This window comes from Paenochrobactrum pullorum (assembly GCF_041929845.1).
Taxonomy (GTDB): domain Bacteria; phylum Pseudomonadota; class Alphaproteobacteria; order Rhizobiales; family Rhizobiaceae; genus Paenochrobactrum; species Paenochrobactrum pullorum.
Map to the genome: position 1 here is coordinate 39150 of NZ_JBHEEH010000002.1, position 25342 is coordinate 64491.

A 25342-nucleotide genomic window follows, 5' to 3' on the forward strand; every position below is an offset into this window, starting at 1 on the left:
CAGAACGATCTTGTTTAAAGCGATGGAAAGCGAAAATAACATAAATGTGGGTAGCGGTTTAAGCTTCATCGTGCAATGCCTCAAATAAAATAACAAGAAACATCTTGCTCAATTGGTATGGATTGCCGTATTGAGCGGTGTAAATTTGATCGCATTTGGGTATATTCAGGGTGACAGTGTGCAAAGCGTGAAGGTAACAGGTCCGGAAATGACGGCAGTCGAGCCGCAGACATATCGCAATGCGATGAGCCATTTTGCCGGTGCGGTGCAATTGGTAACCACAGATGGTAAGTCGGGCAGACGCGGGCTTACCCTAACTGCTTGCTGTTCGGTTTCGGATAATCCGGCGACAGTTTTAGTTTGCTTGCAGAAAGTGCATGAATATAACAAGCTGTTCATTGAGAATGGTGTATTTGCCATTAATACTTTATCGTCAGCGCATCAAAAACTGTCGGATGCTTTTTCCGGCCGGTTTCAGATGACACAAGACGAGCGTTTCGCTTTGGCGCAATGGCAGACATTAACAACAGGCGCGCCGGTTTTGGCCGATGCACTGGCATCGTTTGACTGTATCGTTACCAGTGTGCAGGAACATTCTACCCATTACGTGGTGTTTGGCGAAGTGGTTGGCGTTTCGCAAAAAACGGATGAGGAAGCGCTGATTTATCTCAATCGCCGCTATCATACATTGCCGCTTTGAATATAAGGGTAAATCCTTACCGGAGGTTTGTCATTTGCTGAAGCTTGTAAAATCGATCACATATCTGAGCGCATTAATTGCGACAGGTGTTGTGAATACGGCTTCAGCCGGGGTGTTGCCTGCCTATAAAAATGAATATTTTGCTTATCCGGCGGTTATATCGTCCAAAGATAATGGTGCTTATCAGATCATTGATTACAATGAGATGCGCGATATCAACGGGCGTGATGCCATTCCGGAAAAGCGCGTGAAAGATAATTATATCAGTTTGCGCGCACGTGCTAATCAGCAGGATCTGGTGTTTAAAACCGAAGCCGGCAACGTTAAGGCAATGGCTGCCGGTAAACTCAAGAATGCTTCCTTTATTGTCATTTATCTGCATGGCCGGGGCGGTAACCGCCATCAGGGCATGAATGATTTTACTTTTGGTGGTAATTTTAATCGTGTCAAATATCTGACAAGCCAGAATGGCGGCCTTTATGTTACGCCGGAATTTAAAGACTTTGCCGATCAGGGCGAGGCGCAAATTGCCGCTTTGATAAGCACTTTAAAATCACAATCGCCTAGGGCACAATTGGTTTTATCCTGCGGGTCAGCAGGCGGTGCTCTATGCTGGCGTATCGCTGCCAATGAGCAGGCAGCTTCGCATTTGAACGGACTGGTGTTGCTTGGTTCATTATGGGACGATGGATATTTAAAGACTGCCAGTTTTAAGCGCCGTTTACCGGTCTTTCTGGCGCATGGCAGCCGTGATCCGGTTTTTGCTGTTTCTGATATGGAGGCTTTTTATCAAAAGCTGAAAAAGTCTGCATCCAACTATCCGGCGCAGTTTCGTCGCTTTGAAAGTGGCAATCACGGAACACCGATCCGGATGGCGGATTGGTATGAAATTTTGAACTGGATTTTGAAATAAAGGTGCAATCAGCTGTGCAGTTTTGCATTAAATATTGCGTTGTGACCTTCCTGCCACTCGACAATTTCGCAAAAGCGAATAGTTATTTCAGTTAATATTTGCCCCCATTCAGTCTATGTGAGGAATGCTATGCTTGGTCGTGCCCGCACCGGAACCCGTTTTATGTTACTGGCGATGATTGCCCCTTTAATGGCTGCTTGTACAACGACACCCACACCTTCAGGCGGCACACAGACCAAAGCGCAGATGCCGATTTCGGGATCGGGCACATCCTCAGGTTTTTTTGCACCTGTGACCAAATATGTTGATCCGGCATTGGCTGATGCTTGCATCACCGCTGCTGCCAATAAATATTTCCTGCCTGAAAAAGTGATTTCAGCGGTTGATACGCGTCCGGGCTCTGCCGGTGGCACCGATGTCATCATGAAGGTCGATTTGCGCAGTGCTGTCTGCTCGGTCAATGCCAAGGGCGGCGTGCGCTCGGTTGTCGATACGACCCCGATGAGTGCAGATCAGGCGGCCGCGAATGCTGCTGCCGCTGCGGCTTCTGCCAATAAGGCACCGGCTAAGAAAGCAGAAGTTGTGAAGGCCTCTGCCAAAGGCAAGGCAAAATAAGACTGATTGATAAAATGAAAAAGGCAGGGAATTCCCTGCCTTTTTTGTATTTGTGATTTACCTGAAACCTTCGGGACGATGCGCGCCGCCATACCAGCGTGGTGTATAGGTCCATTTTTGCCCCATGCTGGTGCCAAATGTCCGTGTCAGGCTGGAGCCGACAAGTACAACCGTGCGCATATCCACCATATCGGAATGCAGTTCACCAAGGGTAATATGGCGTAAGCCTTCAGCTGGACGACCTATATCGCGTGCCAGTATCACTGGTGTTGAAGGCGCACGTAGCTCGCGCAATTTCTCAATGGCTTGGCCTAACTGATGCGGACGCGCTTTGGAAACCGGATTGTAAAACGCGATTACCATATCAGCTAAAGCTGCATGATGGATGCGGTTTTCAATCACGCTCCACGGCTTTAAATTGTCTGACAGCGAAATGATGCAGAAATCATGCCCCAATGGCGCACCGGCTTTAGCGGCTGCCGACATCGCGGCAGAAATGCCGGGCTGAATGACCAGCTCAACCGCGTGCCAGCTTGGATTATCACTTTGGTCAAGGGCTTCCATCACCGCGGTCGCCATGGCAAAGACACCCGGATCACCCGATGAAACCATCACTACCGAGCGGCCAGAGGCTGCCAGTTCAAAGGCGTGGCGGGCGCGCTGCATTTCTTCACGATTGTCAGTTGCATAAATGCGCTGATCTTCACGCAAGGTTCCGGCCATTTTAATGTAGGTTTCATAGCCGAGCAGGTCTTGCGCTTGGTCAAGTTCCGCCAGCACGGCAGGCGTGGTGAATTGCTTGTCGCCGGGGCCCAGACCAATAACGCTCAAACGTCCACGCGGGCGACCACATAAGACGATGTCTTCTGGTGTATTGGCAATCGCGAGTGTGACGTGACTGTCTTCAATCAGCTTGACCGGTTCATCGACGCTGTGCGGGGCGAGAGCTCCATCTGACACGATAAAACGCAATGGCAAACCGGATTGCGCCGCGAAATGACGGATATCGTCATTGTTGCAATCACGCTCATGGGCAAGGATCAATGCCAGCGAGGCAGGTGCCAATCCTGCATTTGTCAAAATTTTTACCACGTGATCGTGTAAATCGGCACAAGGTTTTTCAATGCCGATGACAATGGTGCGCGGATAATAGACCAGCTCATTATCGTTGGGTGTCGTTAATTCCGGCGTGATGCGGATTGTTAAAGTGCCGTCATCTTTGAGCGGTAATTTGGAACGTCTGATCCATTGCGACTGGCCGATGAGGCGCAAATTTTCACCTGCCAGCAAATCGGAGGTGAATTTTTTGGCCGTTTCAGGATTGGCCAAGCTTATATCGCTTGGTGGATGCAACAGATTGATGCCAAAGCGCAATTCACCGCTGGTGGTGATGGCGGGTTTGACATCAAAGGCTTTGGCAATGCTCTTTGCCATTTCATTAACGCCAGTCAGACCACCAAGTAGCGGCACGACGGCGCTCCCATCTTCGGCAATACTCAATACCGGCGGCTCTGCCTGTTTGTTGCTGAGCAGGGGGGCGAGCGCGCGAATGATAATACCGCTGGCGCATAAAGCGATCAGTGGACGGCCTTCCTGATAAAGCGCGCGTAATGTGTCGCCAAAATGCGGATAGGTCTTGTCGGCACCTTGAACGCGCGTTTCAAGCCCGAAAATTTCAGCCCCTTGATAAAGGCTGGCAATGGTTTTGGCCGCCTCTAAGCTGGCTTGACCTAGAATCAAAATGGCAGGCGCAAGTTTCATAGTCCGTTCCATTTTTCACCCGGTACGAGGATCAGCGAGAAATACGGACATTGATCGGCATTGACTTCATCAAGAGGGATAATGCGTTGATTTTGCATCGTGGCGCGTTCCACATAAAGTGCGCGTTCAAGCAAGCCTTCTGCGCGCAAAACATCACGCACTTTGGCAAGGTTCTTACCCAGTTTCATGATGGCGCAAGCATCCGTATTGCGGATTTTTTCGCGCAATTCATCATAGCTCATGACGCCGGAAAGAATGCTCAACACCTGATTGCGATAGCAAAGCGGTGCACCCAGCACGGCAGAGGCACCAAGTACCGAGCACACACCGGGCACGACATGGGTTTCAAAGCGATGCGCCAGACGGTCGTGAATATACATGAATGAGCCGAAGAAAAACGGGTCGCCCTCGGCAATCACCGCTACATCCTGACCTGCATCAAGATATTCTGCCAGTTGATCGGTGATTTCGGTATAAAAATCACTGACGATCTGCTCGTAATTCATATGTTGCGGCAGCTTTTCGGTTGTTACCGGGTAGATCAGCGGCATACGTGTTTGGTCGGGTGACAAAAATTCTTCGACGATGGTCAGCGCATTACCTTTTTTGCCTTTGGCAGCGTGGTAGGCAACAACCGGCGAGGCTTTGAGCAGGCGCAGGGCTTTGAGGGTGATGAGCTCCGGATCACCGGGCCCAACACCAAGACCATATAATTTACCCTTTGGCGTTGCGCTCATCATTCCTTCTCCGAAGCCAGCGCATTGATGGCGGCTGCGGCCATGGCGCTGCCGCCACGGCGACCACGCACAATCACGAAAGGAACGCCACGGCTGTTGGCCGCCAGTTCATCTTTCGATTCAACGGCACCTACAAAACCAACCGGCATACCGATGATGAGCGCAGGCTTTGGTGCGCCTTGGTCGATCATTTCAAGCAGGCGGAAAAGGGCGGTGGGCGCATTGCCGATAGAAACGACACTGCCTTCCAGATGCGGCAACCATAATTCAAGGGCGGCGGCAGAACGGGTATTGCCAAGTTTTTTGGCCAGTTCCGGCACAGACGGATCGTTTAATGTGCAAATGACCTGATTATCGGCTGGCAATCTTGCGCGGGTCACACCTTCAGCAACCATGCGGGCATCACAAATAATTGGCGCACCACCCAGCAATGCATCGCGGCCGGACTTACCCGCACCGCTTGAAAATACCAGATCATCAATGATATCAACCATGCCGGAAGCGTGCGCCACGCGTACGGCCAGTTTTTCCATGTTTGCAGGAATGTTTGCCAGATTGGCTTCAGAACGAATGATGGCGAAAGAGCGATCGTAAATCGCCTGTCCGTCACGAATATAATCAGACATTACCGGTTCCTGTAGGTTTGGATATTTGGTGTTGTTGCAGCAATTTGGCTGCATCCTGAATTGTTATATTGCTGGCCAATAGCCTTCCAAAACGCGATCGTCCAGTTTTGTCTTGCAAAAAGAGGTCATAATGTTGTGGTTTGGTGGCTAAAAGCGTGACCGGCAAGGCACTTAAAGATGCACAAGACTTGGCACAGCCGGTCAGATGAATAAACGGCATTGTTTGTTGTCCGAGCAGCTGTGCCAATTGTTTGGCATCGCTTTGCGTGTCTGCTAAAGCGGAAGCGCATCCCTTTGAACCGGAACAGGCACGGATATTGGCGGCAATATCGTGGCTTTTGGTGGCAAAGCCTGCCTCATGTAATGCTCGTAAAATGGCTGGCGCTTTTTCCGCATCAATATTGGGGATCAGAAAACTTTGCCAAGGGGTGAGGCAGAAATAATCAGCACCGGCAGACAGAGCGATGATGCCAAGTTTTTGCAGGTCTTGTGGTGAAAGCCGTCCTAAAAACGGCATCGCACTGACATAGTATTTCGTTTCATCACGATGTTTGTGTTGGCCGAGTTGGGTAAAAGCTTTTGCCTCTTGGCGCTGCCAGTGGCTTGATGCAATAATTCCGCTAAATTGTTTTTTTATTTCAGCGATCAATTCTTCATGGCTGATATAGGCAAATAATTGCTTCATCCGGCTGATGTTGAATTGTTCAGCCAGCGCCAAGAATTTGTCCAGACAGGCGCAGACAAAAGCAAGAGCATCAGTTTGCCTGATTATATAATCAGACTGAAGCGGCACACAGCCAAAGCCGAATGCAAAATGTTCGCCGTCCTCACAAGCACTGAGCCAAATATCATTTGGATGGGTAGTGATAGCGCAAGCCTCGCCGCCATCAACTAGCAGTGAAAATTTAGGCGACAATGCGTGATAGCGCGGCGTTAATTGCAAAATCCGCAACAGTTCATTGGCGAGATCGGTGGTGTCGGTCAATTGGCTGGCATCCATGCCAATGGTCGGATTGACCATGACAGTGCGCACATCATCGCCCTCAGGTCGTAATGGGCCTAATCCGCATGCAATTAAAGCTGCAATCAAAGCTTCACGGTTTTCAGGCTTTACGCCGCGCAATTGTAAATTGGAGCGAATCGTCAGCTCAATAATACCATTGCCGTAAGTCTGGCTGAGCCGTGCGATTTCGTCTGCTTGCTGGCATGTGATCCGACCAAGTGGCAGCTTGATGCGGCAGATAAACCCATCCAATGCGCGGGTCATGCGGAATAATCCGGGACAGGCGCTGCGACGGTCAGTAGAAGGAGCAATGTTAAGCAGGTTTGCGGGCATTTTTTTCTTATACGCCTTGATCTTTAATCATGCCACAGTCAAACCAGTCTTGAGAGTAAAAGGAGCAAAAAAGATGGCACGCTGGCTGACAGTGATCGGGATTGGCGAGGACGGTTTTTCTGGTCTTGGACAGCAAGCACGAAATGCCATTGCTTCGGCAGTGTTTATTTTTGGGGGCGAACGTCATCTGGCTTTGGTGGCAGGCCATCATCAGGCAGAAGTAAACGCGTGGCCGATACCGTTTTCAAAATCCTATCAGATGATTGAGGCAATGCGCAGCAAGCCGGTTGTAGTGCTTGCCAGCGGCGACCCGATGTTTTTCGGCATGGGTGCCAGCCTGATGCGTCATTTCACTCTTGATGAAGTGGAAATAATTCCTTTCCCGTCTTCTTATTCATTGGCCGCAGCGCGGATGGGCTGGGCATTGCAGGATGTGGAATGTTTAAGCGTACATGGTCGGCCACTGGCGATTTTGCAAAAACATATTCATGCCGGAAACAAGCTTTTGGTGCTGAGCGATAGCGGCAAAACACCCTTGGCGGCGGCAAAATTATTGCACGCGCGCGGATTCGGGAGTAGTCAGGTCAACGTATTGGAGCATTTGGGCGGCGAAAAAGAGCACATTATTCGTGGGCAAGCAGCGTCATGGCAGGCGCAAGATTGTGCTGATTTGAATATCTTGGCGATTGAATGTATCGCAGATGAACATTCTGTCGTCTTTCCGCTTGGCGCTGGTCTAAGCGATGAGCATTTTATCAATGACGGTCAATTGACCAAGCAGGATATTCGCGCCGTCACGCTTGCACGTTTGATGCCGCAGCCGCATCAATTATTGTGGGATGTGGGTGCGGGCTGCGGCTCAATCAGTATTGAATGGATGCTGATGCACCCGACTTGCCGTGCTATCGCCCTTGAAGCCAATGCACAAAGACAAGAATTTATCTTAAAAAATGCTGAAAATTTAGGTGTTCCGGCATTGCAATTGGTGCGTGGTAAAGCGCCGGAAGCACTCACTGGTCTTGAAGCGCCGGATGCAATTTTCATTGGTGGCGGTGTGACGGGCAGGGATGTTTTGCAAAGCTGTTGGGGTGCGCTGAAGCCTGGAGGGCGCTTGGTGGCCAATGCGGTGACCTTACAAAGCGAGATGGCTTTGCATCAATGGCGTGCACAATATGGGGGCGAGTTGGTGCGTATTTCGATGGCGCAAGCAGCAGAGCTTGGTTCTTTTGATGTCTGGCGGCAGGCTTTGCCGGTCACAATTTTGTGTTCGCAAAAACCGAAATGATTTAAATATGACTTGAATTATCATGTTTAAATAGGTAGGTCATGGATGATGCAGTCAATCTGCAGTTGAAACTGGCGGAAGGGGAAAATCCATGACCATTTTGCAAGCTAATCTTGAAACTGCGGTTCAGGATCCTTCCGTACTCATCGATAAAATTACCAAAATTTTTGAAGAACATGCGCAGATCACTATAGATAGTGCGGTTACAAAAATTACGCTGCCTTATGGTTCGGCGGATTTGTCGGCTGAGCCTGAAAAATTTTGCGTCAGTGTAACATCTGAAGATGATGCAGGATTGGCTTATATGAAATATGCCATTGCCTATCAGTTGACCGAGACATTGAAAGCGGAAAAATCGGGCGCCAAAATTGTCTGGAGCGGTGATGGTGGTGCGGGAACTGTATTGGCATTTTTACGTGAAATGCAGGTGGTTTCAAATACTGAAGTAACCCCTTTGATGCGTCGTGTGCGTTTGCGAGGTGAAAACCTTGAGCGCTTTACCCGCGATGGTTTGCATGTGCGTCTTCTTTTCCCCAAGCATCAAAATGTGAAACCTGAATGGCCGGTGATGGGGGAAAATGGCATTCCGGTCTGGCCTGAAGGCGAAAAGGAATTGGTCGGACGTGCCTATACTATCCGTCATATTGATGCGGATGCCGGTATTGTCGATATTGATCTCGTTTTGCATGAATGTGACGAAGATGGCGATCAGGATGGTGGTTATGGAGCGCGCTGGGCTGTCGAGGCAAAACCGGGTGATATTGTCGGCATGACAGGGCCAGGTGGCGGCAGTGCGCTTTTGACGGCTGATTGGTATTTGTTGGCCGGTGATGAAACGGCGCTTCCCGCTATTGCGCGCATTTTGGAAAGTCTGCCTGCTGGCAGTAAAGCCACAGTGCGGATAGAAATTGCTGATAAAGCGGAAGAACAACTCTTAAAAACAAAAGCAGAGCTTGATCTTCGCTGGCTTCATCGTAATGCTACCAAAGGTGACAATAAAGAACTACTTTATGATGCTGTGAAAGCCGTTGATTATCCGGATCATGAAGAGAATATTTTTGTCTGGGTGGGCTGCGAATTTAGTGCTTTTCGTTCAATCAGAGGCTTTATTCGCAAGGAGAAGAAAATTCCCCACGAGAAACATCTGGTTGTTGCTTATTGGCGCAAAGGCGCCAGTGGAGATGCCGCAAGACGGGAATAATGCAGGCGCCTGAAATATCGGCAGTCTGCCAGTAATTTGGAATGAAGATGCTTCGTCGGTTTATGGACTATTACAAGCCCTATAAGGGGTTGTTCTTTTTGGATTTCGGCTGCGCGATTTTGGCAGGCCTTCTGGAGCTTGGCTTCCCGATGGCCGTCAAACTATTCGTTGATGATTTGCTGCCGAGCCAACACTGGGGGCTGATTTTAGTCGCGTCGGCCGCTCTATTAGGGATTTATCTGGTCAATACCGGTTTGATGGCGATTGTGAACTATTGGGGCCATATGCTTGGTATCAATATTGAAACAGAAATGCGTCGCAAGCTGTTTGACCATATGCAGAAATTATCATTCAGCTTTTATGATAATAATAAAACCGGCCATCTGATTGCACGGGTAACCAAAGATTTGGAAGAAGTGGGCGAGGTTGCCCATCATGGTCCTGAAGATCTCTTCATTGCCATTATGACATTTATCGGCGCTTTCATTTTGATGTTCTATGTCAATCCGCAACTGGCGCTGATTACGGCAGCGGTTGTGCCTTTTGTCGTTTGGGTATCAGGCCGTTACGGCAGCCGCATGACGCAGAACTTCCGTGCTCTTTACCGCCGCGTTGGTGATTTTAACGTACGTGTGGAAGAAAATGTCGGCGGCATGCGTGTGGTGCAGGCTTTTGCCAATGAAGACCATGAACGTGAACTTTTTGCCCGTGACAACCAGAATTACCGTCAGACCAAGCTGAATGCTTATAAGATCATGGCAGCTTCGACATCGCTGACTTATTTGTCGATGCGTTTGACGCAATTGATTGTGATGCTGGCCGGCACTTATTTCGTGCTGCAGGATCAGCTGAGTGCAGGTGGTTTTGTTTCCTTCCTGCTTTTGGTAACAGTATTTATCCGTCCGGTTGAGAAAATCAGCTCGGTGATTGAATCTTATCCGAAGGGTATTGCAGGCTTCAAACGCTACCTTGAGCTGCTGGAAACCGAGCCGGATATTGTCGATGCACCTGATGCCGTGGCTGTTGCCGATCTTAAAGGGGATATCAGCTTTGAAAATGTCAGTTTTGGTTATTCACCGGAGAAGCTGGTTCTCAACAATATCAGTCTGGACATCAAGGCCGGTGAAACCATAGCTTTTGTCGGCCCTTCGGGTGCCGGTAAGACGACGCTTTGTTCGCTCTTACCGCGCTTTTATGAAGTGAATGCCGGTGCCATTAAAATTGATGGTATCGATATCCGCAAAATGACATTGGCATCGCTGCGTAGCCAGATCGGTATTGTGCAGCAAGATGTCTTTCTCTTTGGTGGTACCATTCGTGAAAACATTGCTTATGGCCGTCTGGATGCCACTTTGGAAGATATTCGTGAAGCAGCGCGACGTGCACGCCTTGATACGATGATTGAATCCATGCCTGATGGTTATGAAACAATGATCGGGGAGCGTGGCGTTAAATTGTCGGGCGGACAAAAACAACGTCTGGCTATTGCACGTATGTTCTTGAAAAACCCGCCAATCCTGATTTTGGATGAAGCGACTTCGGCACTTGATACCGAAACGGAACGCGCCATTCAACGCTCATTGGCAGAACTTTCCGATGGACGTACCTCTCTGGTGATTGCGCACCGTCTGGCAACAATCCGTAATGCTGATCGTATTGTGGTGGTCAATGAACATGGCATCGCCGAGCAGGGCACCCACAATGATCTGCTCAAAGTAGGCGGTATTTATAAGCGCTTGCATGACGTGCAGTTCGAGCAAGTCGCAGCAGAATAAAGACAAACAAAACGCCGGATTTTTGAAGTCCGGCGTTTTGTTATGGATTGTGCTAATTTGATTAGAAGCTGTAGTTTAAGCCAGCTTTGAGCATGTGGTTATGCAGTTTGTTGGACTGTTTCACGCCGTTCACTTCCGACTTTACATTGCTGATGCGCATATAGTCATATTCAGCTTTGACGGAAAGCGGGCCAGAGAGCTTCTGCTCAACGCCTGCACCCACCAGAACGCCACCTTCCCAGCCCGGACCCTTAGTGGTTGCTTCCTGTTTTTTAAACTTGGTGGTGCCATAACCCAGTGTGCCATAGATAAGAGTGCTATCCATTGCATAACCGGCTTTGGCTTTGGCTGCGGCATTCCAGGATTGCTGCAAACGACCGCCATTACCGATATTATGTTCAGCTTCAGCAAAGTTCAGCTCAACTTCACCACCGAAGACGAAATTACCGCTCTGGATGTTTTTACCGGCAACAACACCTGTCAAAATGCCGGAGCGGCTTGAGAACGGGCTTGGCACTTTGGAAGAAGATGCACCGATCTGTGCACCAACATAGTTGTTGTTCCAGTCCGAGCCGGAGGAAACAGGTGTGTCGTAAGAATAATCGTTGTTGTTGAGGTAATCAGCAGCATGACCGGCAGCAGGTGCCGCTACAATTGCTACGCTGAGGCTCATCATCAAAATATGCATTTTACTCATCGGGGACTCCATCGCCACCAAACTCAACGCCGTGGCTTTAATACACTTCGCGCCATCCGATTCTGTGATCTTCCGGTGCTGTTGCAGTGAATTTCTCCGATAATTATGACTAAATTGCTGAAGAGGTGCCTCAAACAGGCAGCAGAACCGCTTAAATTTACCAGCATGATTAATGAATGGTAACTGTCGCTAAAGCTGTAAATCAGATCAGTTTCAATCCGCGCATACTGATGTGGCCATTTTTGCCAACGATAATATGATCATGGATCGTGATACCTAAAGGTTTGCCTGCTTCGATCAAAAGCTTGGTCATTTGTATGTCTGCACTTGATGGGGTCGGGTCGCCTGAGGGATGGTTGTGCACGACAATTATCGCGGTGGATGAAAGCTCCAATGCGCGCCGGATTACCTCGCGCGGATAGACAGGCGTGTGATCAACGGTGCCTGTTTGTTGAACTTCATCCGAAATGAGTTGGTTTTTTTTATCCAGAAACAAAATGCGGAATTGTTCACGCTCTTCATAGGCCATGGCTGTCATGCAATATTGCACGACTTTGCTCCATGCATCGAGTGCTACGCGGCCGATGATCTCATTACGGTTTTGGCGTTTGCCGACAGCAGCCACAAGTTTCAAATCAAAGGCCACGGATTTACCGCAGCCGCGCACTTCGCAAAGCAGATGTTCCGGTGCGCCTAAAACCTCACCGAGCGAACCGAAGCGCGCAAGCAGCGCTTTTGCAATGGGTTTTGTATCTGCTCGCGGAATGGAGCGGAACAACAGCAATTCCAGTAGTTCATAATCGGCCATGCTTTCATCGCCGTTTTTTCTAAACTTTTCCCGCACACGATCCCGATGCCCGAAGTAATGGGGAACTTCGGGTTTGACACCTAATGCTGCAAACTTCGCTGTTTTCTCGGAAAAACCGGGTAATTCATCATTTTCAAGTGTTTTCTTAGTCATACTGCTATGGCTCACCCCCTTGCGCGTAGACAGACAGACTTAAACTGACGTATTATTCAATGTAATTAGAACACAATAAATATAAAAATGAAGTCTCAATGAATAAAAACGCCGACCAATCATTATATTGGGCGGCGTTTTATATAAATTATATAGCTCAAAGTGCTTTAGCGCATGGATGCCGGGCCAAAGATATTTTTCGGCGACAACGTAAAGATCTCACAGCCATCTTTAGTTACGCCGACAGTGTGTTCATATTGCGCAGTTAGAGAGCGGTCACGTGTAACTGCTGTCCAGCCATCTTTGAGCACTTTAACATCCGGTTTGCCCAAATTGATCATTGGCTCAATGGTAAAAATCATGCCTTCACGCATTTCAACACCGTCATTGAGTGTGCCATAATGCAGGATATTGGGCGCATCATGAAAAATCTGGCCAACGCCATGGCCGCAGAAATCACGCACCACCGAGCAGCGCTCGCTTTCGGCATAGGTTTGAATGGCGGCACCAATAGCGCCGGTTTTCGCACCCGGTTTGACGGCAGTAATGCCGCGCAGCAGGCTTTCATAGGTTACTTCCATCAAACGCTCTGCCGCGCGTTTAATTTGGCCAACGGCATACATGCGGCTTGAATCGCCATGCCAGTTATCTTTCAAATAAGTGACATCAATATTGACGATATCACCCTCGCGCAGTGGTTTGTCATCGGGAATACCGTGGCAAACGACATGATTGATTGAGGTGCAAACTGATTTGGTGTAGCCGCGATAGTTAAGTGTTGCCGGTATCGCGCCATGATCGGCACCGAATTCAAAAACGAATTTATCGATCTGATTGGTGGTAACACCCGGTTTGACAATGTCATTCAATTCATCAAGGCAGCGCGCAGTCAGATTACAAATCTGGCGCATCGATTCAAAGGCTTCAGGGCCGTAAAGTTTAATCTGTCCGGTCTGTTTGAGGGGTGCTTGAGTTGCATCAATATAAGTAACCATTATAAATCCGTTCAGACTGTTTCATCAATCGTGACCATTTCGGTCGCAGTTATTTCTTGTGGTGATATGTGGCATCGAAGTGCGTAAGCCTCAACCCCGTTTTTACGGGCAAATTGAAATGCCTGCGCATAAGCAGGATCTAAATCGCCGCTAATGCGGAAGATATCGCAATCTTCACGCTGGATAACAAACAGCATCGCAGCGCGGTGACCTGCTTTGGCCATGTCGACAAGTTCAAACAAATGTTTGGCGCCACGCGCTGTCACTGTATCGGGAAACTCGGCCAAGCGAGGAGTTCTGGTAAAGTGGACATTTTTTACTTCAACATAAATATCCGGCTGGTTTTCTTTGTGCAGCAGCAGATCAATACGTGAATTTTTGCCGTATTTTTGTTCGCGCTTTAAACTGTCAAAGCCCGCAAGTTCAGGAATGAGCCCTTTGAAAATGGCTTCTTCAGCAATTTTATTCGGCAGTGCTGTATTGACGCCAACGAGTGTGTTGTCGGCTTCGATAATTTGTAGGGCATGCGGGTATTTACGCTTCGGATCATCTGAAACACTCATCCAGATGCGTGATCCAGGTGTTGTCAGGCCGAGCATCGAGCCGGTATTGCCAACCGATCCGGTAATAAATGTGCCATCATCAAGCGTGGCATCAACCAGAAAACGCTTATAACGACGCTCAAGACGTCCGGTAACAAGGGGGAGAGTGAACTGCATGGGAATTAGCTTTACGCCAAACCACTTGCGCATTGCAAGCCTGTGGTTTGGCGATGCTTCAAGGTATGGAAAAAGCGGTTTAAGCCTGACGTTTCCAGTCGAAAGTCAATTCTTCACGAAATGCAAACTGAATAATATGTTTGGCCACAACATCTTCCAACTGTGCCTGTGTTTCAGCAGGGGCTTCAGCGGTAATGTCGAGTGCGTCGTCGGTGGCATTGAGAGTTACAATGCGGCCGTCGGTAAAAACAATGCGGCCTGTTTGCGGGGTAAATTCAACTTCGAACTTATGCGACCAATGTTTGCACAATTGTTGCAGGTAGCGGCTGGCGCTTTTGGTCGCAACTGTAACAGTAGAAATAACCATCTTTGATTCCTCATGATTGTAGATCATAAGTTGAATCTATTAGACAGGTTTTAAATAAGCTACTATTTTGTTGGAAATTAAAAAGAAAAAAACACCAGTGAATGGTACGCCCAAGGGGAATCGAACCCCTGTTTCCGCCGTGAAAGGGCGGCGTCCTAACCGCTAGACGATGGGCGCCCGCTGGTGTGGGTGCCTTATAGGTGGGAAATTTCTTCCGCGCAAGCCATTAAATTCATTTTTTTTAAAAAAAGCGAAAATAATTTACATTGTGGATAAGTGGCTGATTTAACGGGATGAAATCAGCTTTTGCCGCGGCACTTCCAGTTCCAGTCACGCTCAGACCCGATATCGATATGAACAGATTTGGTGTGGCAGTAGGTGCCGACACCGCCACGTGATGGCATGGCACGTGCAACACGGGCAATTTCCCATTTGGAAACGCCTTCGATCTGAACATCAGCAGCAGCACAGGTCATATGCAATGATTTGCGCGCACCTTTGACCTTCATATTATAAGAGGGGCTTCGATAACCCGAAGTTACAATGACCGGTTTTCTGAAATGGCTTTCCAGTTTACGCAAAGTCTTGACCAATTCAGGCTTGAGACAGGCGACATCAACGGATTCGCGCTGTACTTTCAAGCCATTCGGGGCAAGGCGTGCAAGACCGGGGGCTGATACGCGCAATAAATGCGGTGCATCATCCTCCTCATCGGCATCAATGTCACTGTCATCATAGACTGCATTGCGATGTTTAATTTCTAATCCGCCATAAGCGCGTACGCCAGGTAATGAATAATTATAACTTTGTGCCGATGGCTGCTTTTTCAACTCCAGTGATGGCTTGCTCAGAGTTGAGGCAAGTACAACAGGCTTTTCTGCCTTATCCGGCAGGGCAGGTGCCGTGATTTGTGAGGCTTGTGGTTTTGGGGTTTCTGCCGGTTTGGTCGTTTCTGCGTTCGCATTCAACGCAGGTTTGACTGCCTTAAAAGCATCGCTGGTTTTAGGTGTCGCAAAGAGAGCTGCAACAAGTGTTGATTTTTGTACCGGTTTTTCCGCCACTGTTTCCGCGGCAGGCTCCAAAGCAGCAAGTGCTACCGTTTCCGCTTTCGCGTCAGGCTTTGCATCTGCCAGATCAGTTTTGTCGGCTTCAACCGCTTGCGTTGCCGGTTTGGCTGCATTTTCTTCAGCTATTTTTTCGTCGGCTGCCGTTTGCAAGGCTTCTGCCACCAGCGAATTGTCGTCTGTCGAAGAAAGCTGCATGGCAGGCGAGCCGGAACTAGTCGCGGTGCAGGCGCTTAAAACAAAAGCTGCGAGCAGGCTGATGCAGGTTGATGAATACAGAAAAAACTTTTGCGTCTGTTTCTGATTTGCAATCAAGGCAAGGCTCCAGATGATCACCGGAGCACAATGCAGACGCAACCGGTTTATTTGGAAAACGGTTTGTGCGTTTTCCGGTATTTCTGTTTAAACACAAAAATATCAGCCGAAAAATCAGGCGCTTGAGCCTGAGGATTATGAGCTGATTGGTGTTTATGCTTAACAAAGTTTTAAAGTTAAATAGTAACGAATGCAATCTTTTGGCAGTAACAGCCTGTAAAAGCGATGTTACAATGCGTGATATTTTTTAATTTTTATTGCGTTTTATTCAAATAATTCAGGCTTCTGTTTGATGATACAAAAGAAGCGATTTTTTAAATTGGATCATTGAAATTGAGCCGATTTTGAACGATCCGGCTGATTTGATCGCCGCTCACGAATTAATATTATCAAGAAGAAGTAAAACATCGCCGAAAAGCACAACTCTGATATTGACAAAAACGGGCATACTAACCAGACATAGCAATGCTGTTTGTTGTGGCTGGCTACAGTCAACAGCTCCGCTTTGCGCCATGGTGTGCAAACGGGTTCATAAAAAATTTGGATCAGGCGAATATGATTGTGCACTTCCGGCAACCCTCCCGTTTCACCCTTAGCCTTGTGGCAGTGGCGATGATTGCCGCGCTTGGCGGTTGCGCGGGCGGAGCGGAATTTCAGGGAACGCCGCAGGAGGGGGCACGTCGAACCGGAACCTATCCAAATTTCGGGCGCATGCCTCAGGCGGCAACCAGCCAGATCACCGCGCAGGAAAAGGACGCTGCTACCATCGCACTGGATGCGGAGCGCAAACGTCTGAAATCTGTGAAAGGTGAAACACCTATGTCTGCAGCCCAATTGGCCGCGCTTCGCAAGCAAACTCAGGCGGAGACAAAGGCCACACTTCAGGCGATTGAAAACAGCAATTGATCAACGCCTTTCATGAATGACTGCTGCTATTATTATATTGCTGATGGCGCGTGATAGCTAAAGTCCCATATCAACCCTTTTCGGAACAGGATCATGTCGGAAGAATTTCATAAAGTCCGTCGTTTGCCGCCTTACGTCTTTGAACAAGTTAATCGTCTCAAGGCGGCGGCGCGAGCGGGCGGCGCCGACATTGTCGATTTGGGGATGGGTAATCCTGATCTGCCGACCCCGCAAAATATCGTGGACAAGCTTTGTGAGGCGGTTCAAGACCCGCGCGCGCATCGGTATTCTTCGTCGAAGGGTATTCCTGGTTTGCGCAAAGCGCAGGCCAGTTATTATGAGCGCCGTTTTGGTGTGAAGCTCAATCCGGACAGCCAAGTTATTGCGACACTGGGCTCCAAGGAAGGCTTTGCCAATATGGCGCAGGCCATTACTGCACCAGGTGATGTGGTTTTGTGTCCGGATCCAACCTATCCGATTCATTCTTTCGGCTTTATCATGTCCGGCGGTGTGATCCGCTCGGTACAGGCGAAACCGGATGATAATTTCATTCCGTCGCTGGAGCGCGGTATCAAACATTCGATCCCGAAGCCCATTGCCTTGATCCTCAATTTCCCGTCCAACCCGACCGCTTATGTGGCAACGCTGGATTTCTATAAGGATGTGGTGGATTTTGCCCGTAAGCATGAAATCATCATTTTGTCTGATCTGGCTTATTCGGAAATCTATTTTGACGGTACACCGCCGCCATCCGTGCTTCAGGTGCCGGGTGCAATGGATGTTGCGGTTGAATTTACCTCTATGTCCAAGACCTTCTCGATGCCGGGCTGGCGCATGGGCTTTGCCGTTGGTAATGAGCGTTTGATTGCAGCGCTGACACGCGTTAAATCCTATCTGGATTATGGTGCGTTCACGCCAATTCAGGTGGCAGCGACGGCTGCACTGAATGGTGATGGTTCTGATATTGAATATGTGCGCAATGTCTATCATCAGCGCCGTGATGTGCTGGTTGAAAGCTTTGCACGCGCCGGTTGGGATGTACCGCCGCCAGCAGCAACCATGTTTGCGTGGGTGCCAATTCCGGAGAAGTTCAAAGCAATGGGATCGTTGGAGTTTTCCAAATTGCTCATTGAAAAGGCTGATGTGGCGGTTGCGCCGGGCTTGGGCTTTGGTGAACATGGCGATGATCATGTGCGTATTGCGCTGGTGGAAAATGAGCATCGCATCCGTCAGGCCGCACGCAATATCAAGCGCTTCCTGAGTACTTACGAAGAGAGCGCTGCCTGATTGGCGTATTTTGAACTCTGTGCCGCTGAAGCTTTTGGCGGCACATCCAAATTTAAATTGAATCCCCGACTTAAACTAAACCCATGAAAGACTTTTGAGGAAAAGACGATGAGTGAAGCATTACGGATCGGCGTGGCCGGATTAGGCACCGTTGGCGGCTCAGTATTACGTATTTTACGTGAAAAAGCCGAAATGCTCACCCGTCAATGCGGTAGAGAAATGGTTGTTACTGCGGTCAGTGCGCGTGATCGAACACGCGATCGTGGTGTCGATCTCTCCAATATCACATGGTTTGATGATCCGGTGGAACTTGCCAAATCCGACAAGATCGACGTTTTTGTCGAATTGATCGGTGGCGATGAAGGGCCTGCCAAAGCGTCCGTGGAAGCAGCTCTTAATGCCGGACGTCATGTAGTGACAGCCAATAAAGCGCTGCTCGCCAAACATGGTGTGGCGCTGGCAGAAATTGCCGAAGAAAAAGGTATTTTGCTCAACTTTGAAGCAGCGGTTGCCGGTGGTATTCCGGTGATTAAAGCGATGCGTGAATCGCTGACCGGTAATACTGTGTCGCGCGTTTATGGTATCATGAACGGCACGTGCAATTACATTCTCACCCGCATGTGGGAAGAGGGGATTTCATTCGAAGATTGCTTGGCTGATGCGCAACGTTTGGGCTATGCTGAAGCTGACCCAACATTTGATATTGAAGGCAATGACACCGCGCATAAGCTTGCTTTGCTGACCAGTTTGGCATTTGGCAATCAGATTGCTGCCGATGATATCTATATGGAAGGTATCAGCAATATTTCACTGGCTGATATTCGTGCAGCCGATGAACTTGGTTATCGCATCAAATTGCTGGGTGTGGCGCTCAAAACACCAAACGGAATTGAGCAGCGTGTGCAACCGACAATGGTGCCGACCTCATCGGTCATTGCGCAGGTTCATGGCGTGACCAATGCGGTGGCAATTGAAACCGATTTGCTTGGTGAGCTGTTGTTGTCGGGGCCGGGAGCGGGCGGCAATGCAACCGCATCGGCAGTGCTTGGTGATCTGGCTGATATTGCCAAGAGTCGTCCTGGCTTCCAGCATGGGCCTGTATTTGGTACTCCAGCGAAAGCTTTGGCACCTTATCAACGTGCGGCAATGCGTAATCATGAAGGTGGTTATTTTATTCGCCTAACCGTGCATGATCGCCTCGGTGCCTTTGCTGCCATTGCCAAGCGCATGACCGAAAACGAAATTTCGCTTGAATCGATTGTTCAGCGTCCGCCGATGGACCATCATGCCGAAGGCATCAAAACCATCATTCTGGTGACGCATGAAACAACCGAATCGGCAGTAAAATCTGCGCTTCAGGCTATTTTGGAAGATGACCATCTGGTGGATAAACCGCAGATGATCCGTATTGAGCGCGCCGGTTAAGGCGCGTTTTCACAAGCTTCCTGTCATTGCAATGAAGTGTGTAGCCGCTTAAATCGATTAAGGTTTTGACAGCAGTTCTTTTAAGCCTGCAAGCCTCTTGCTAGACTTAAGAGACTTTGACAAAAGAGCCGTACGGCGCTTAACTCTTGTTAAGAGTATCGTCGTTTAACGGCATGTGTCCCTATCTGAATGCAGCCACTTTCCTTGCGATATAATGTTTTAGTTTTATCATCGCAGTAACCGATTAAAAATTCAGGACTTTGTTCAAATGGCTAAAACCGCAGAGCAGCAACCACACGGCTTGGATCGTATTTTAACGCTCGAACTGGTGCGTGTAACCGAGCGCGCGGCCGTTGCGGCAGCCAGATTGCGTGGTCGCGGTGATGAAATGGCAGCCGATCAGGCCGCTGTTGATGCGATGCGTCAGGAACTTAACAATCTGCCGATCAACGGTACCGTTGTGATCGGTGAAGGTGAGCGCGACGAAGCACCGATGCTTTATATTGGTGAAGAAGTAGGAAGCCGTCAGGGGCCGGATGTCGATATTGCACTCGACCCGCTTGAAGGTACCACTATCTGCGCCAAAAACCTGCCGAACTCATTGGCTGTTGTAGCGATTGCTGAAAAAGGCAACCTGCTTTACGCACCAGATGTTTACATGGAAAAAATCGCTGTAGGCCCTGGTTATCCGGAAGGTGTTGTGCATCTTGATGCAACACCAACCGAAAATATCATGGCTTTGGCCAAAGCCAAAGGCGTTGCACCAAGCGCAATTACCGCTTGCATCATGGATCGCCCGCGTCATGCCCGTTTGATCGAAGAAGTACGTGCAACCGGTGCTGCCATTCGTCTGATCGGTGATGGTGACGTTGCGGGTGTTATGCACACGACCAATCCTGAAGAAACCGGCATTGATATTTATATCGGTATCGGTGGCGCGCCTGAAGGCGTTTTGGCTGCTGCAGCCTTGCGCTGCATTGGCGGTCAGATGCAGGGTCGTTTGCAGCTCAACACCGAAGAGAAAATTGCCCGCGCTGCTAAGATGGGCATTTCTGATCCAAACAAGATTTACACAATGGAAGAAATGGCAAAAGGCGATGTGCTGTTTGCTGCAACCGGTGTAACTGACGGCAACATGCTGTCGGGCGTTAAATTTGCCCGTGATTACATCCAGACCCACACCATCGTCATGCGTTCAAGCTCGCAGACCGTGCGTGAAATCAAAGCCCGCCATCAGGATCTGTCAAAGTTCTAAGATTGGCTTGAGGCCGGGAAGAATTTATTGAATATTTCAAAAGGCGGCATTGCAAAAATGCCGCCTTTTGTGTTCATAAAAGACATGATGGATTCAGAGCGCCTTTTTCTTAATGTCAAGAAGTCTGCCACCGGACAAAAATGGGTGGATCGTTTAGGCTTGCGGGAAGCCAATACGGCATTGGCGATTGCGCAAAATCATGGCATCCATGATTTGGTGGCGCGGGTGCTGGCTGGCCGCGGTGTGCCGCTGGATGGCGCTGCCGAATTTATTGACCCGACCATTCGTAATCTGATGCCTGACCCTCTGACGCTGACCGATATGGACAAAGCGGCGACACGCATTGTTCAAGCGATTGAGGCACAAGAAAAAATTGCAATTTTTGGAGATTATGATGTCGACGGTGCTTGTTCATCGGCGCTGATGGCCAGATTTTTGCAGCATTATAATATCCCTTATCAGATTTATATTCCGGATCGTATTTTTGAAGGTTATGGGCCTAATCCACAGGCGATGCAGGATTTGGTGGCAAATGGCGCATCGCTGATCGTGACCGTAGACTGCGGCACCAATAGCGCACCTTCCATTGATGCAGCAAAGCAAGCCGGTGCTGACGTGGTGGTGCTTGACCACCATCAGGTGGGCGGTGAACTACCCGAAAATGCCGTGGCGATTGTTAATCCCAATCGTGAAGATGATATTTCGCTTCAAGGTCATCTGTGTGCCGCCGGTGTGGTCTTTTTGACATTGGTGCAAGTAGCGAAGCAGATTCGCGCGCGCGGGAAAAGTGCACCGGATTTATTGTCGCTGCTGGATTTGGTAGCTTTGGCAACGATTTGTGATGTGGTGCCACTCAAAGGTGTTAATCGCGCCTTCGTGGTCAAAGGTCTGTTGGTGGCGCATGCTCAAAGCAATATTGGTTTGGCGGCATTGGCGCGGGTTGCCCGTATCGGTGAGCCACTAAATGCTTTCCATTTAGGTTTTATGATCGGCCCGCGTATTAATGCCGGTGGCCGTATTGGTGATGCCGGACTTGGCGCACGCTTGCTGACATTGCATGAGCCTGCGGAAGCAGACGCGATTGCGCAAGAGCTTGATCGCCTTAATCAAGAGCGTCAAGCGATGGAAGTGCAAATGCTGGCGGAAGCCGAAGCAGAAGCTTTGGTGGAAATTTCCGGTGGTGAGGGCGCGTCTGTTATTGTAACGGCGAGCGATGACTGGCATCCGGGTATTGTGGGTTTGCTGGCCTCGCGCCTTAAAGATAAAGCGCGCCGTCCGGCTTTTGCTATTGCTTTCAATCGAAATAATATCGGCACAGGTTCGGGGCGCTCGATTAATGGTATTGATTTGGGCAAACTTGTCGCCAAAGCTGTCGAACAGGGCTTGCTCGTCAAGGGCGGCGGCCATGCGATGGCTGCAGGCATTACTATCGAGCGTGATAAACTCGGCGCTTTCCGTGGCTTCATGGAAGAAGAAGCCGGTGCACGGGTGAAGAGTTTACGCGAAAACCAGAGCCTTTCCGTTGATGGTGCATTGGCGGCATCCGGTGCAACGGTTCAACTTTATCAGGCTTTGAAAAAGGCAGGGCCTTATGGTTCCGGCCATAACCAGCCGGTTTTGGCGCTGCCGCATCATGTGGTTGCGGATGCACGGCTTGTCGGGCGGGATCATGTCAAAGTGACCCTCAAAGGGGCTGATGGCAAACGGGTGAATGCAATTGCATTTCGTGCAGCTGATGCACCATTGGGCAAGTTTTTGCTTGGCCGCATCGGACATCCTGTTCATATTGCCGGAACGCTGAACCTCAATCATTGGAACGGGTCGGTTTCGACACAAATCCAAATTCTGGATGCAGCCCAGCCTGATTAACAATAAAATATAAGAAATCCTGATTTTTGTGAGCGAGTATCAGGGATCAAGGGATGTAATAGGGTGGATACTGCTCTATATTATGAAAAAATGAAATCTATTGAGGAGATATGTATGTTTCGTGCTGCTTCGCGTTTTACGCAGCTGTTAGCTATTATGGCAGTTGGACTGGCGGCTTCGCTGGTCATTATCGATACTGCCGATGCACGGCGGATGGGCGGAGGCTTCGGCAGTCGTGGTGCACGTACGCATCAGGCACCGGCACCAACCCGCACAGCACCCAACAATGCTGCTCCGGTTGAACGTAGCATGACACCTAATACCGGCAATACGGCACAGCGTCCGGCAGCAGCACCTGCTGCAGCTAATGCAGCCAAGCCGGGTCTGTTTGGCGGATTCGGCCGTTCGATGCTTGGTGGTCTGATGATGGGCGGTCTTCTTGGTATGCTGCTCGGTTCAGGCTTTGGCGGTATGGCGGGTATGTTCGGCATGTTGTTGCAGGTAGCCATTATTGCGCTGCTGGCAATGTTGGCGATGCGTTTTTTTGCCAGCCGTCGTCAACCGGCAGCGGCCGGAGCGGGTAATGCCTATGCCCAGCCACAGGGTTTTGGTTCGCAAAGCTTTGGTGCAACAAAATCATCTGTGCCAAACACAGGTGGCTCGGTTGGCGGACGCACGCCTTCTGTCAATCCGTTCGGCGCTAAAGTTGATGAAGCACCGGTTTTAGAGGAAAAGCCTTTTTCGGTTGGTCAGGAAGAACTCAATCGTTTTGAAGAAATGCTGACCGAAGTGCAGACTGCTTACGGGCGGGAAGATTATGCAGCATTGCGTAAGCTTTCAACACCGGAAGCGATGTCTTATCTGGCCGAAGAATTGGGTGAAATCGCATCTTCCGGCAAGCGTAACTCTGTTTCCGATATCAAACTGTTGCAGGGCGATGTTTCTGAATCCTGGAGCGAAGGTGATAAAGATTACGCAACAGTTGCGATGCGTTATTCCAGTATTGATGTGATGCTTGATCGCGTCAGTGGCGATGTGGTTGAAGGTAATCCGGATGAGGCAACTGAAAGCACCGAGCTTTGGACATTCGTGCGCGAAGATGGTGGCGAATGGCAACTTTCAGCAATTCAGAGCGCCAATGAATAAGCAGTTTTTCTGTTGAATTTTAAAAGCCCGGCCACTGTGCCGGGCTTTTTGTTTGTTGAATCAATTCAGTAATTTAGAGTGTATGGCTGATAAGTTGATTCAAACGGCGGTTGGTTGATTACCAACTGCCGATATTGGGCGCAGACGCCCAAGGCTCTTTTGGTGCCAATGATTCACCATTTTGAATAAGTTCAATAGAAATACCATCCGGCGAACGGATAAAAGCCATGTGGCCATCGCGTGGCGGACGGTTGATAGTCACGCCCTGATCCTGCAAGTTCTGGCAAAATTCGTAGATATTATCGACACCATAAGCCAAATGGCCGAAATTACGTCCGCCGGTATAGTCTTCCGGATCCCAATTATAGGTCAGTTCCAGAGTTGGCGCACGGTCACCTTTGCCGCGCTCGATGTCACTTTGCGTTGCCAGAAAAATCAAAGTAAAACGGCCTTTTTCATTTTCGATACGGCGAACTTCCTTCATGCCGAGCTTGTTGATGTAGAAATCCAGCGATTCATCAATATCGCGGATACGTACCATAGTGTGCAGATAACGCATTTTTTCAGTCCCTTTTTCAAAGCCGCAAAATTTGAATATTATCTGAACAGATCAGCATATTCAGTATAATTTATGAAGGTGAACATCATTTGATGGCCATAATATGGGGCAAGTAAATGAGGAGAACTGTGAAGTTTGCAACTTAGCACTTGCGGCCACCCGTTAATGAAGTGTTAATCTACCGATCAGAATCAACTTCTGTTTTAGCGCAGCAAGAGAGGAGGAGCACTGGCAATGGCTGACAAATCTATGTCGGATAAGCATATGACGGAACAATGCTCCACTGAAGATGTCGGTGAATTGATCGAAGTATCGGGAACCATCAAATGGTTTGATGTCGCCAAAGGCTATGGCTTCGTGGTGCCGGATGACAATTCCTTTTCTGATATCTTGCTGCATGTAACCATTTTGCGCCGTGATGGCTTTCAGGTGGCCTCCGAAGGGGCGCGCATCGTTTGTGTCGTGCGCAATTCAGAACGTGGTTTGCAGTGTTTCAAGGTTTTATCCATTGATACATCCACTGCCGTTCATCCGGCAACGATGCCGCAGCGCACACATTCTTCTGTGGTGCCATCCAGCGGATTGGAACGGGTGATCGTCAAATGGTTCAACCGCACCAAAGGTTTTGGTTTCCTGACCCGCGGCGAAGGTACTGAAGATATTTTCATCCATATGGAAACCTTGCGTCGCTTTGGTATGGCCGAATTGCGCCCGGGGCAAGTGGTGCTGATACGCTTTGGCGATGGTGACAAAGGTTTGATGGCTGCTGAAATCCATCCGGATATCGGTACGCAAATGCCGGTTTCGCACTGATTTATCCCAAAGCCG

General features: G+C 49.3%; 24 protein-coding genes and 1 tRNA gene. 13 read left to right on the forward strand and 12 right to left on the reverse strand.

What is annotated here, in order from left to right; genetic code table 11:
* The first annotated feature begins 208 nt into the window (after positions 1–208).
* From JNC77_RS06350 to JNC77_RS06360, 3 genes are all read left to right on the forward strand, one after another.
* Complete coding sequence (locus JNC77_RS06350; protein WP_374831123.1) at positions 209–700, forward strand: flavin reductase family protein; 492 nt, start codon at positions 209–211, stop codon at positions 698–700.
* 34 nt (positions 701–734) lie between these two features.
* Positions 735–1613 (forward strand): alpha/beta hydrolase, encoded by an 879-nt coding sequence (locus JNC77_RS06355; RefSeq protein ID WP_374830636.1) that lies wholly within the window; start codon positions 735–737, stop codon positions 1611–1613.
* Between the two features lie 246 nt (positions 1614–1859).
* Positions 1860–2228, forward strand: a complete 369-nt coding sequence (locus tag JNC77_RS06360; RefSeq protein ID WP_374831125.1) for a hypothetical protein — start codon at positions 1860–1862, stop codon at positions 2226–2228.
* Positions 2229–2285: 57 nt separating this feature from the next.
* On the opposite strand, the gene cobJ is transcribed toward JNC77_RS06360, so the two are convergent.
* From cobJ to cobG, 4 genes are read right to left on the reverse strand one after another with little or no spacing between them, the layout of a single operon-like run.
* The gene (cobJ, locus tag JNC77_RS06365) at positions 2286–4001 is read right to left on the reverse strand and encodes a precorrin-3B C(17)-methyltransferase (protein WP_374830638.1); all 1716 of its coding nucleotides are present in this window, start codon (positions 3999–4001) and stop codon (positions 2286–2288) included.
* Positions 3986–4729, reverse strand: coding sequence for a precorrin-2 C(20)-methyltransferase (locus JNC77_RS06370; RefSeq protein WP_374830640.1), 744 nt, complete (start codon positions 4727–4729; stop codon positions 3986–3988). The genes cobJ and JNC77_RS06370 overlap by 16 nt, the downstream gene beginning before the upstream one ends.
* Complete coding sequence (locus JNC77_RS06375; RefSeq protein ID WP_374830642.1) at positions 4726–5352, reverse strand: precorrin-8X methylmutase; 627 nt, start codon at positions 5350–5352, stop codon at positions 4726–4728. The genes JNC77_RS06370 and JNC77_RS06375 overlap by 4 nt, the downstream gene beginning before the upstream one ends.
* The gene (gene cobG, locus JNC77_RS06380) at positions 5345–6688 is read right to left on the reverse strand and encodes a precorrin-3B synthase (RefSeq protein WP_374830644.1); all 1344 of its coding nucleotides are present in this window, start codon (positions 6686–6688) and stop codon (positions 5345–5347) included. The genes JNC77_RS06375 and cobG overlap by 8 nt, the downstream gene beginning before the upstream one ends.
* A gap of 73 nt (positions 6689–6761) precedes the next feature.
* Here cobG and cbiE point away from each other — a divergent pair, with 73 nt between their 5' ends.
* The 3 genes from cbiE (at position 6762) to JNC77_RS06395 (ending at position 10949) form a co-directional block, all read left to right on the forward strand.
* On the forward strand, positions 6762–7973 hold the full coding sequence (gene cbiE / locus JNC77_RS06385) for a precorrin-6y C5,15-methyltransferase (decarboxylating) subunit CbiE (RefSeq protein WP_374830646.1): 1212 nt from the start codon (positions 6762–6764) through the stop codon (positions 7971–7973).
* Positions 7974–8064: 91 nt separating this feature from the next.
* Positions 8065–9174, forward strand: a complete 1110-nt coding sequence (locus JNC77_RS06390) for a DUF2218 domain-containing protein (RefSeq protein ID WP_374830648.1) — start codon at positions 8065–8067, stop codon at positions 9172–9174.
* A gap of 47 nt (positions 9175–9221) precedes the next feature.
* Complete coding sequence (locus JNC77_RS06395; protein ID WP_374830650.1) at positions 9222–10949, forward strand: ABC transporter ATP-binding protein; 1728 nt, start codon at positions 9222–9224, stop codon at positions 10947–10949.
* 61 nt (positions 10950–11010) lie between these two features.
* Here the strand turns inward: JNC77_RS06395 and JNC77_RS06400 are convergent, their stop codons facing one another.
* The 7 genes from JNC77_RS06400 to JNC77_RS06430 form a co-directional block, all read right to left on the reverse strand.
* Complete coding sequence (locus tag JNC77_RS06400) at positions 11011–11646, reverse strand: outer membrane protein (RefSeq protein ID WP_374830652.1); 636 nt, start codon at positions 11644–11646, stop codon at positions 11011–11013.
* 202 nt (positions 11647–11848) lie between these two features.
* Positions 11849–12607, reverse strand: a complete 759-nt coding sequence (radC, locus tag JNC77_RS06405; RefSeq protein ID WP_374830654.1) for a RadC family protein — start codon at positions 12605–12607, stop codon at positions 11849–11851.
* A gap of 167 nt (positions 12608–12774) precedes the next feature.
* Positions 12775–13602 (reverse strand): type I methionyl aminopeptidase, encoded by an 828-nt coding sequence (gene map, locus JNC77_RS06410; RefSeq protein ID WP_374830656.1) that lies wholly within the window; start codon positions 13600–13602, stop codon positions 12775–12777.
* Between the two features lie 11 nt (positions 13603–13613).
* Positions 13614–14321 carry a DNA/RNA nuclease SfsA gene (gene sfsA / locus JNC77_RS06415; RefSeq protein ID WP_374830658.1) on the reverse strand — a complete coding sequence of 236 codons (708 nt, stop codon included), beginning with the start codon at positions 14319–14321 and terminating at the stop codon, positions 13614–13616.
* Positions 14322–14400: 79 nt separating this feature from the next.
* Positions 14401–14688, reverse strand: coding sequence for a DUF2218 domain-containing protein (locus JNC77_RS06420; RefSeq protein WP_374830660.1), 288 nt, complete (start codon positions 14686–14688; stop codon positions 14401–14403).
* Between the two features lie 102 nt (positions 14689–14790).
* Positions 14791–14865, reverse strand: a tRNA-Glu gene (locus tag JNC77_RS06425).
* A gap of 122 nt (positions 14866–14987) precedes the next feature.
* On the reverse strand, positions 14988–16067 hold the full coding sequence (locus JNC77_RS06430) for a YcbK family protein (protein WP_374830662.1): 1080 nt from the start codon (positions 16065–16067) through the stop codon (positions 14988–14990).
* 555 nt (positions 16068–16622) lie between these two features.
* Between JNC77_RS06430 and JNC77_RS06435 the strand changes: the two genes are divergently transcribed.
* The 6 genes from JNC77_RS06435 to JNC77_RS06460 all read left to right on the forward strand — a co-directional run bounded on the left by JNC77_RS06435 (position 16623) and on the right by JNC77_RS06460 (position 23955).
* Positions 16623–16973 (forward strand): hypothetical protein, encoded by a 351-nt coding sequence (locus tag JNC77_RS06435; protein WP_374830664.1) that lies wholly within the window; start codon positions 16623–16625, stop codon positions 16971–16973.
* 93 nt (positions 16974–17066) lie between these two features.
* Positions 17067–18260 (forward strand): LL-diaminopimelate aminotransferase, encoded by a 1194-nt coding sequence (locus tag JNC77_RS06440; protein WP_374830666.1) that lies wholly within the window; start codon positions 17067–17069, stop codon positions 18258–18260.
* A gap of 108 nt (positions 18261–18368) precedes the next feature.
* Positions 18369–19685, forward strand: coding sequence for a homoserine dehydrogenase (locus JNC77_RS06445; protein WP_374830668.1), 1317 nt, complete (start codon positions 18369–18371; stop codon positions 19683–19685).
* Positions 19686–19953: 268 nt separating this feature from the next.
* Positions 19954–20940, forward strand: a complete 987-nt coding sequence (glpX, locus tag JNC77_RS06450; RefSeq protein WP_374830671.1) for a class II fructose-bisphosphatase — start codon at positions 19954–19956, stop codon at positions 20938–20940.
* 87 nt (positions 20941–21027) lie between these two features.
* Entirely contained in the window at positions 21028–22809 is a 1782-nt protein-coding gene (recJ, locus tag JNC77_RS06455) for a single-stranded-DNA-specific exonuclease RecJ (RefSeq protein ID WP_374831127.1), read from the forward strand.
* Between the two features lie 114 nt (positions 22810–22923).
* The gene (locus JNC77_RS06460; protein WP_374830673.1) at positions 22924–23955 is read left to right on the forward strand and encodes a TIM44-like domain-containing protein; all 1032 of its coding nucleotides are present in this window, start codon (positions 22924–22926) and stop codon (positions 23953–23955) included.
* A 118-nt stretch (positions 23956–24073) separates the two neighbouring features.
* Here the strand turns inward: JNC77_RS06460 and gloA are convergent, their stop codons facing one another.
* Entirely contained in the window at positions 24074–24514 is a 441-nt protein-coding gene (gloA, locus tag JNC77_RS06465; protein ID WP_374830675.1) for a lactoylglutathione lyase, read from the reverse strand.
* A 234-nt stretch (positions 24515–24748) separates the two neighbouring features.
* Between gloA and JNC77_RS06470 the strand changes: the two genes are divergently transcribed.
* Positions 24749–25327: a cold-shock protein gene (locus JNC77_RS06470; protein WP_374830677.1), complete on the forward strand. Its 579-nt coding sequence runs from the start codon at positions 24749–24751 to the stop codon at positions 25325–25327.
* Positions 25328–25342 lie beyond the last annotated feature (15 nt).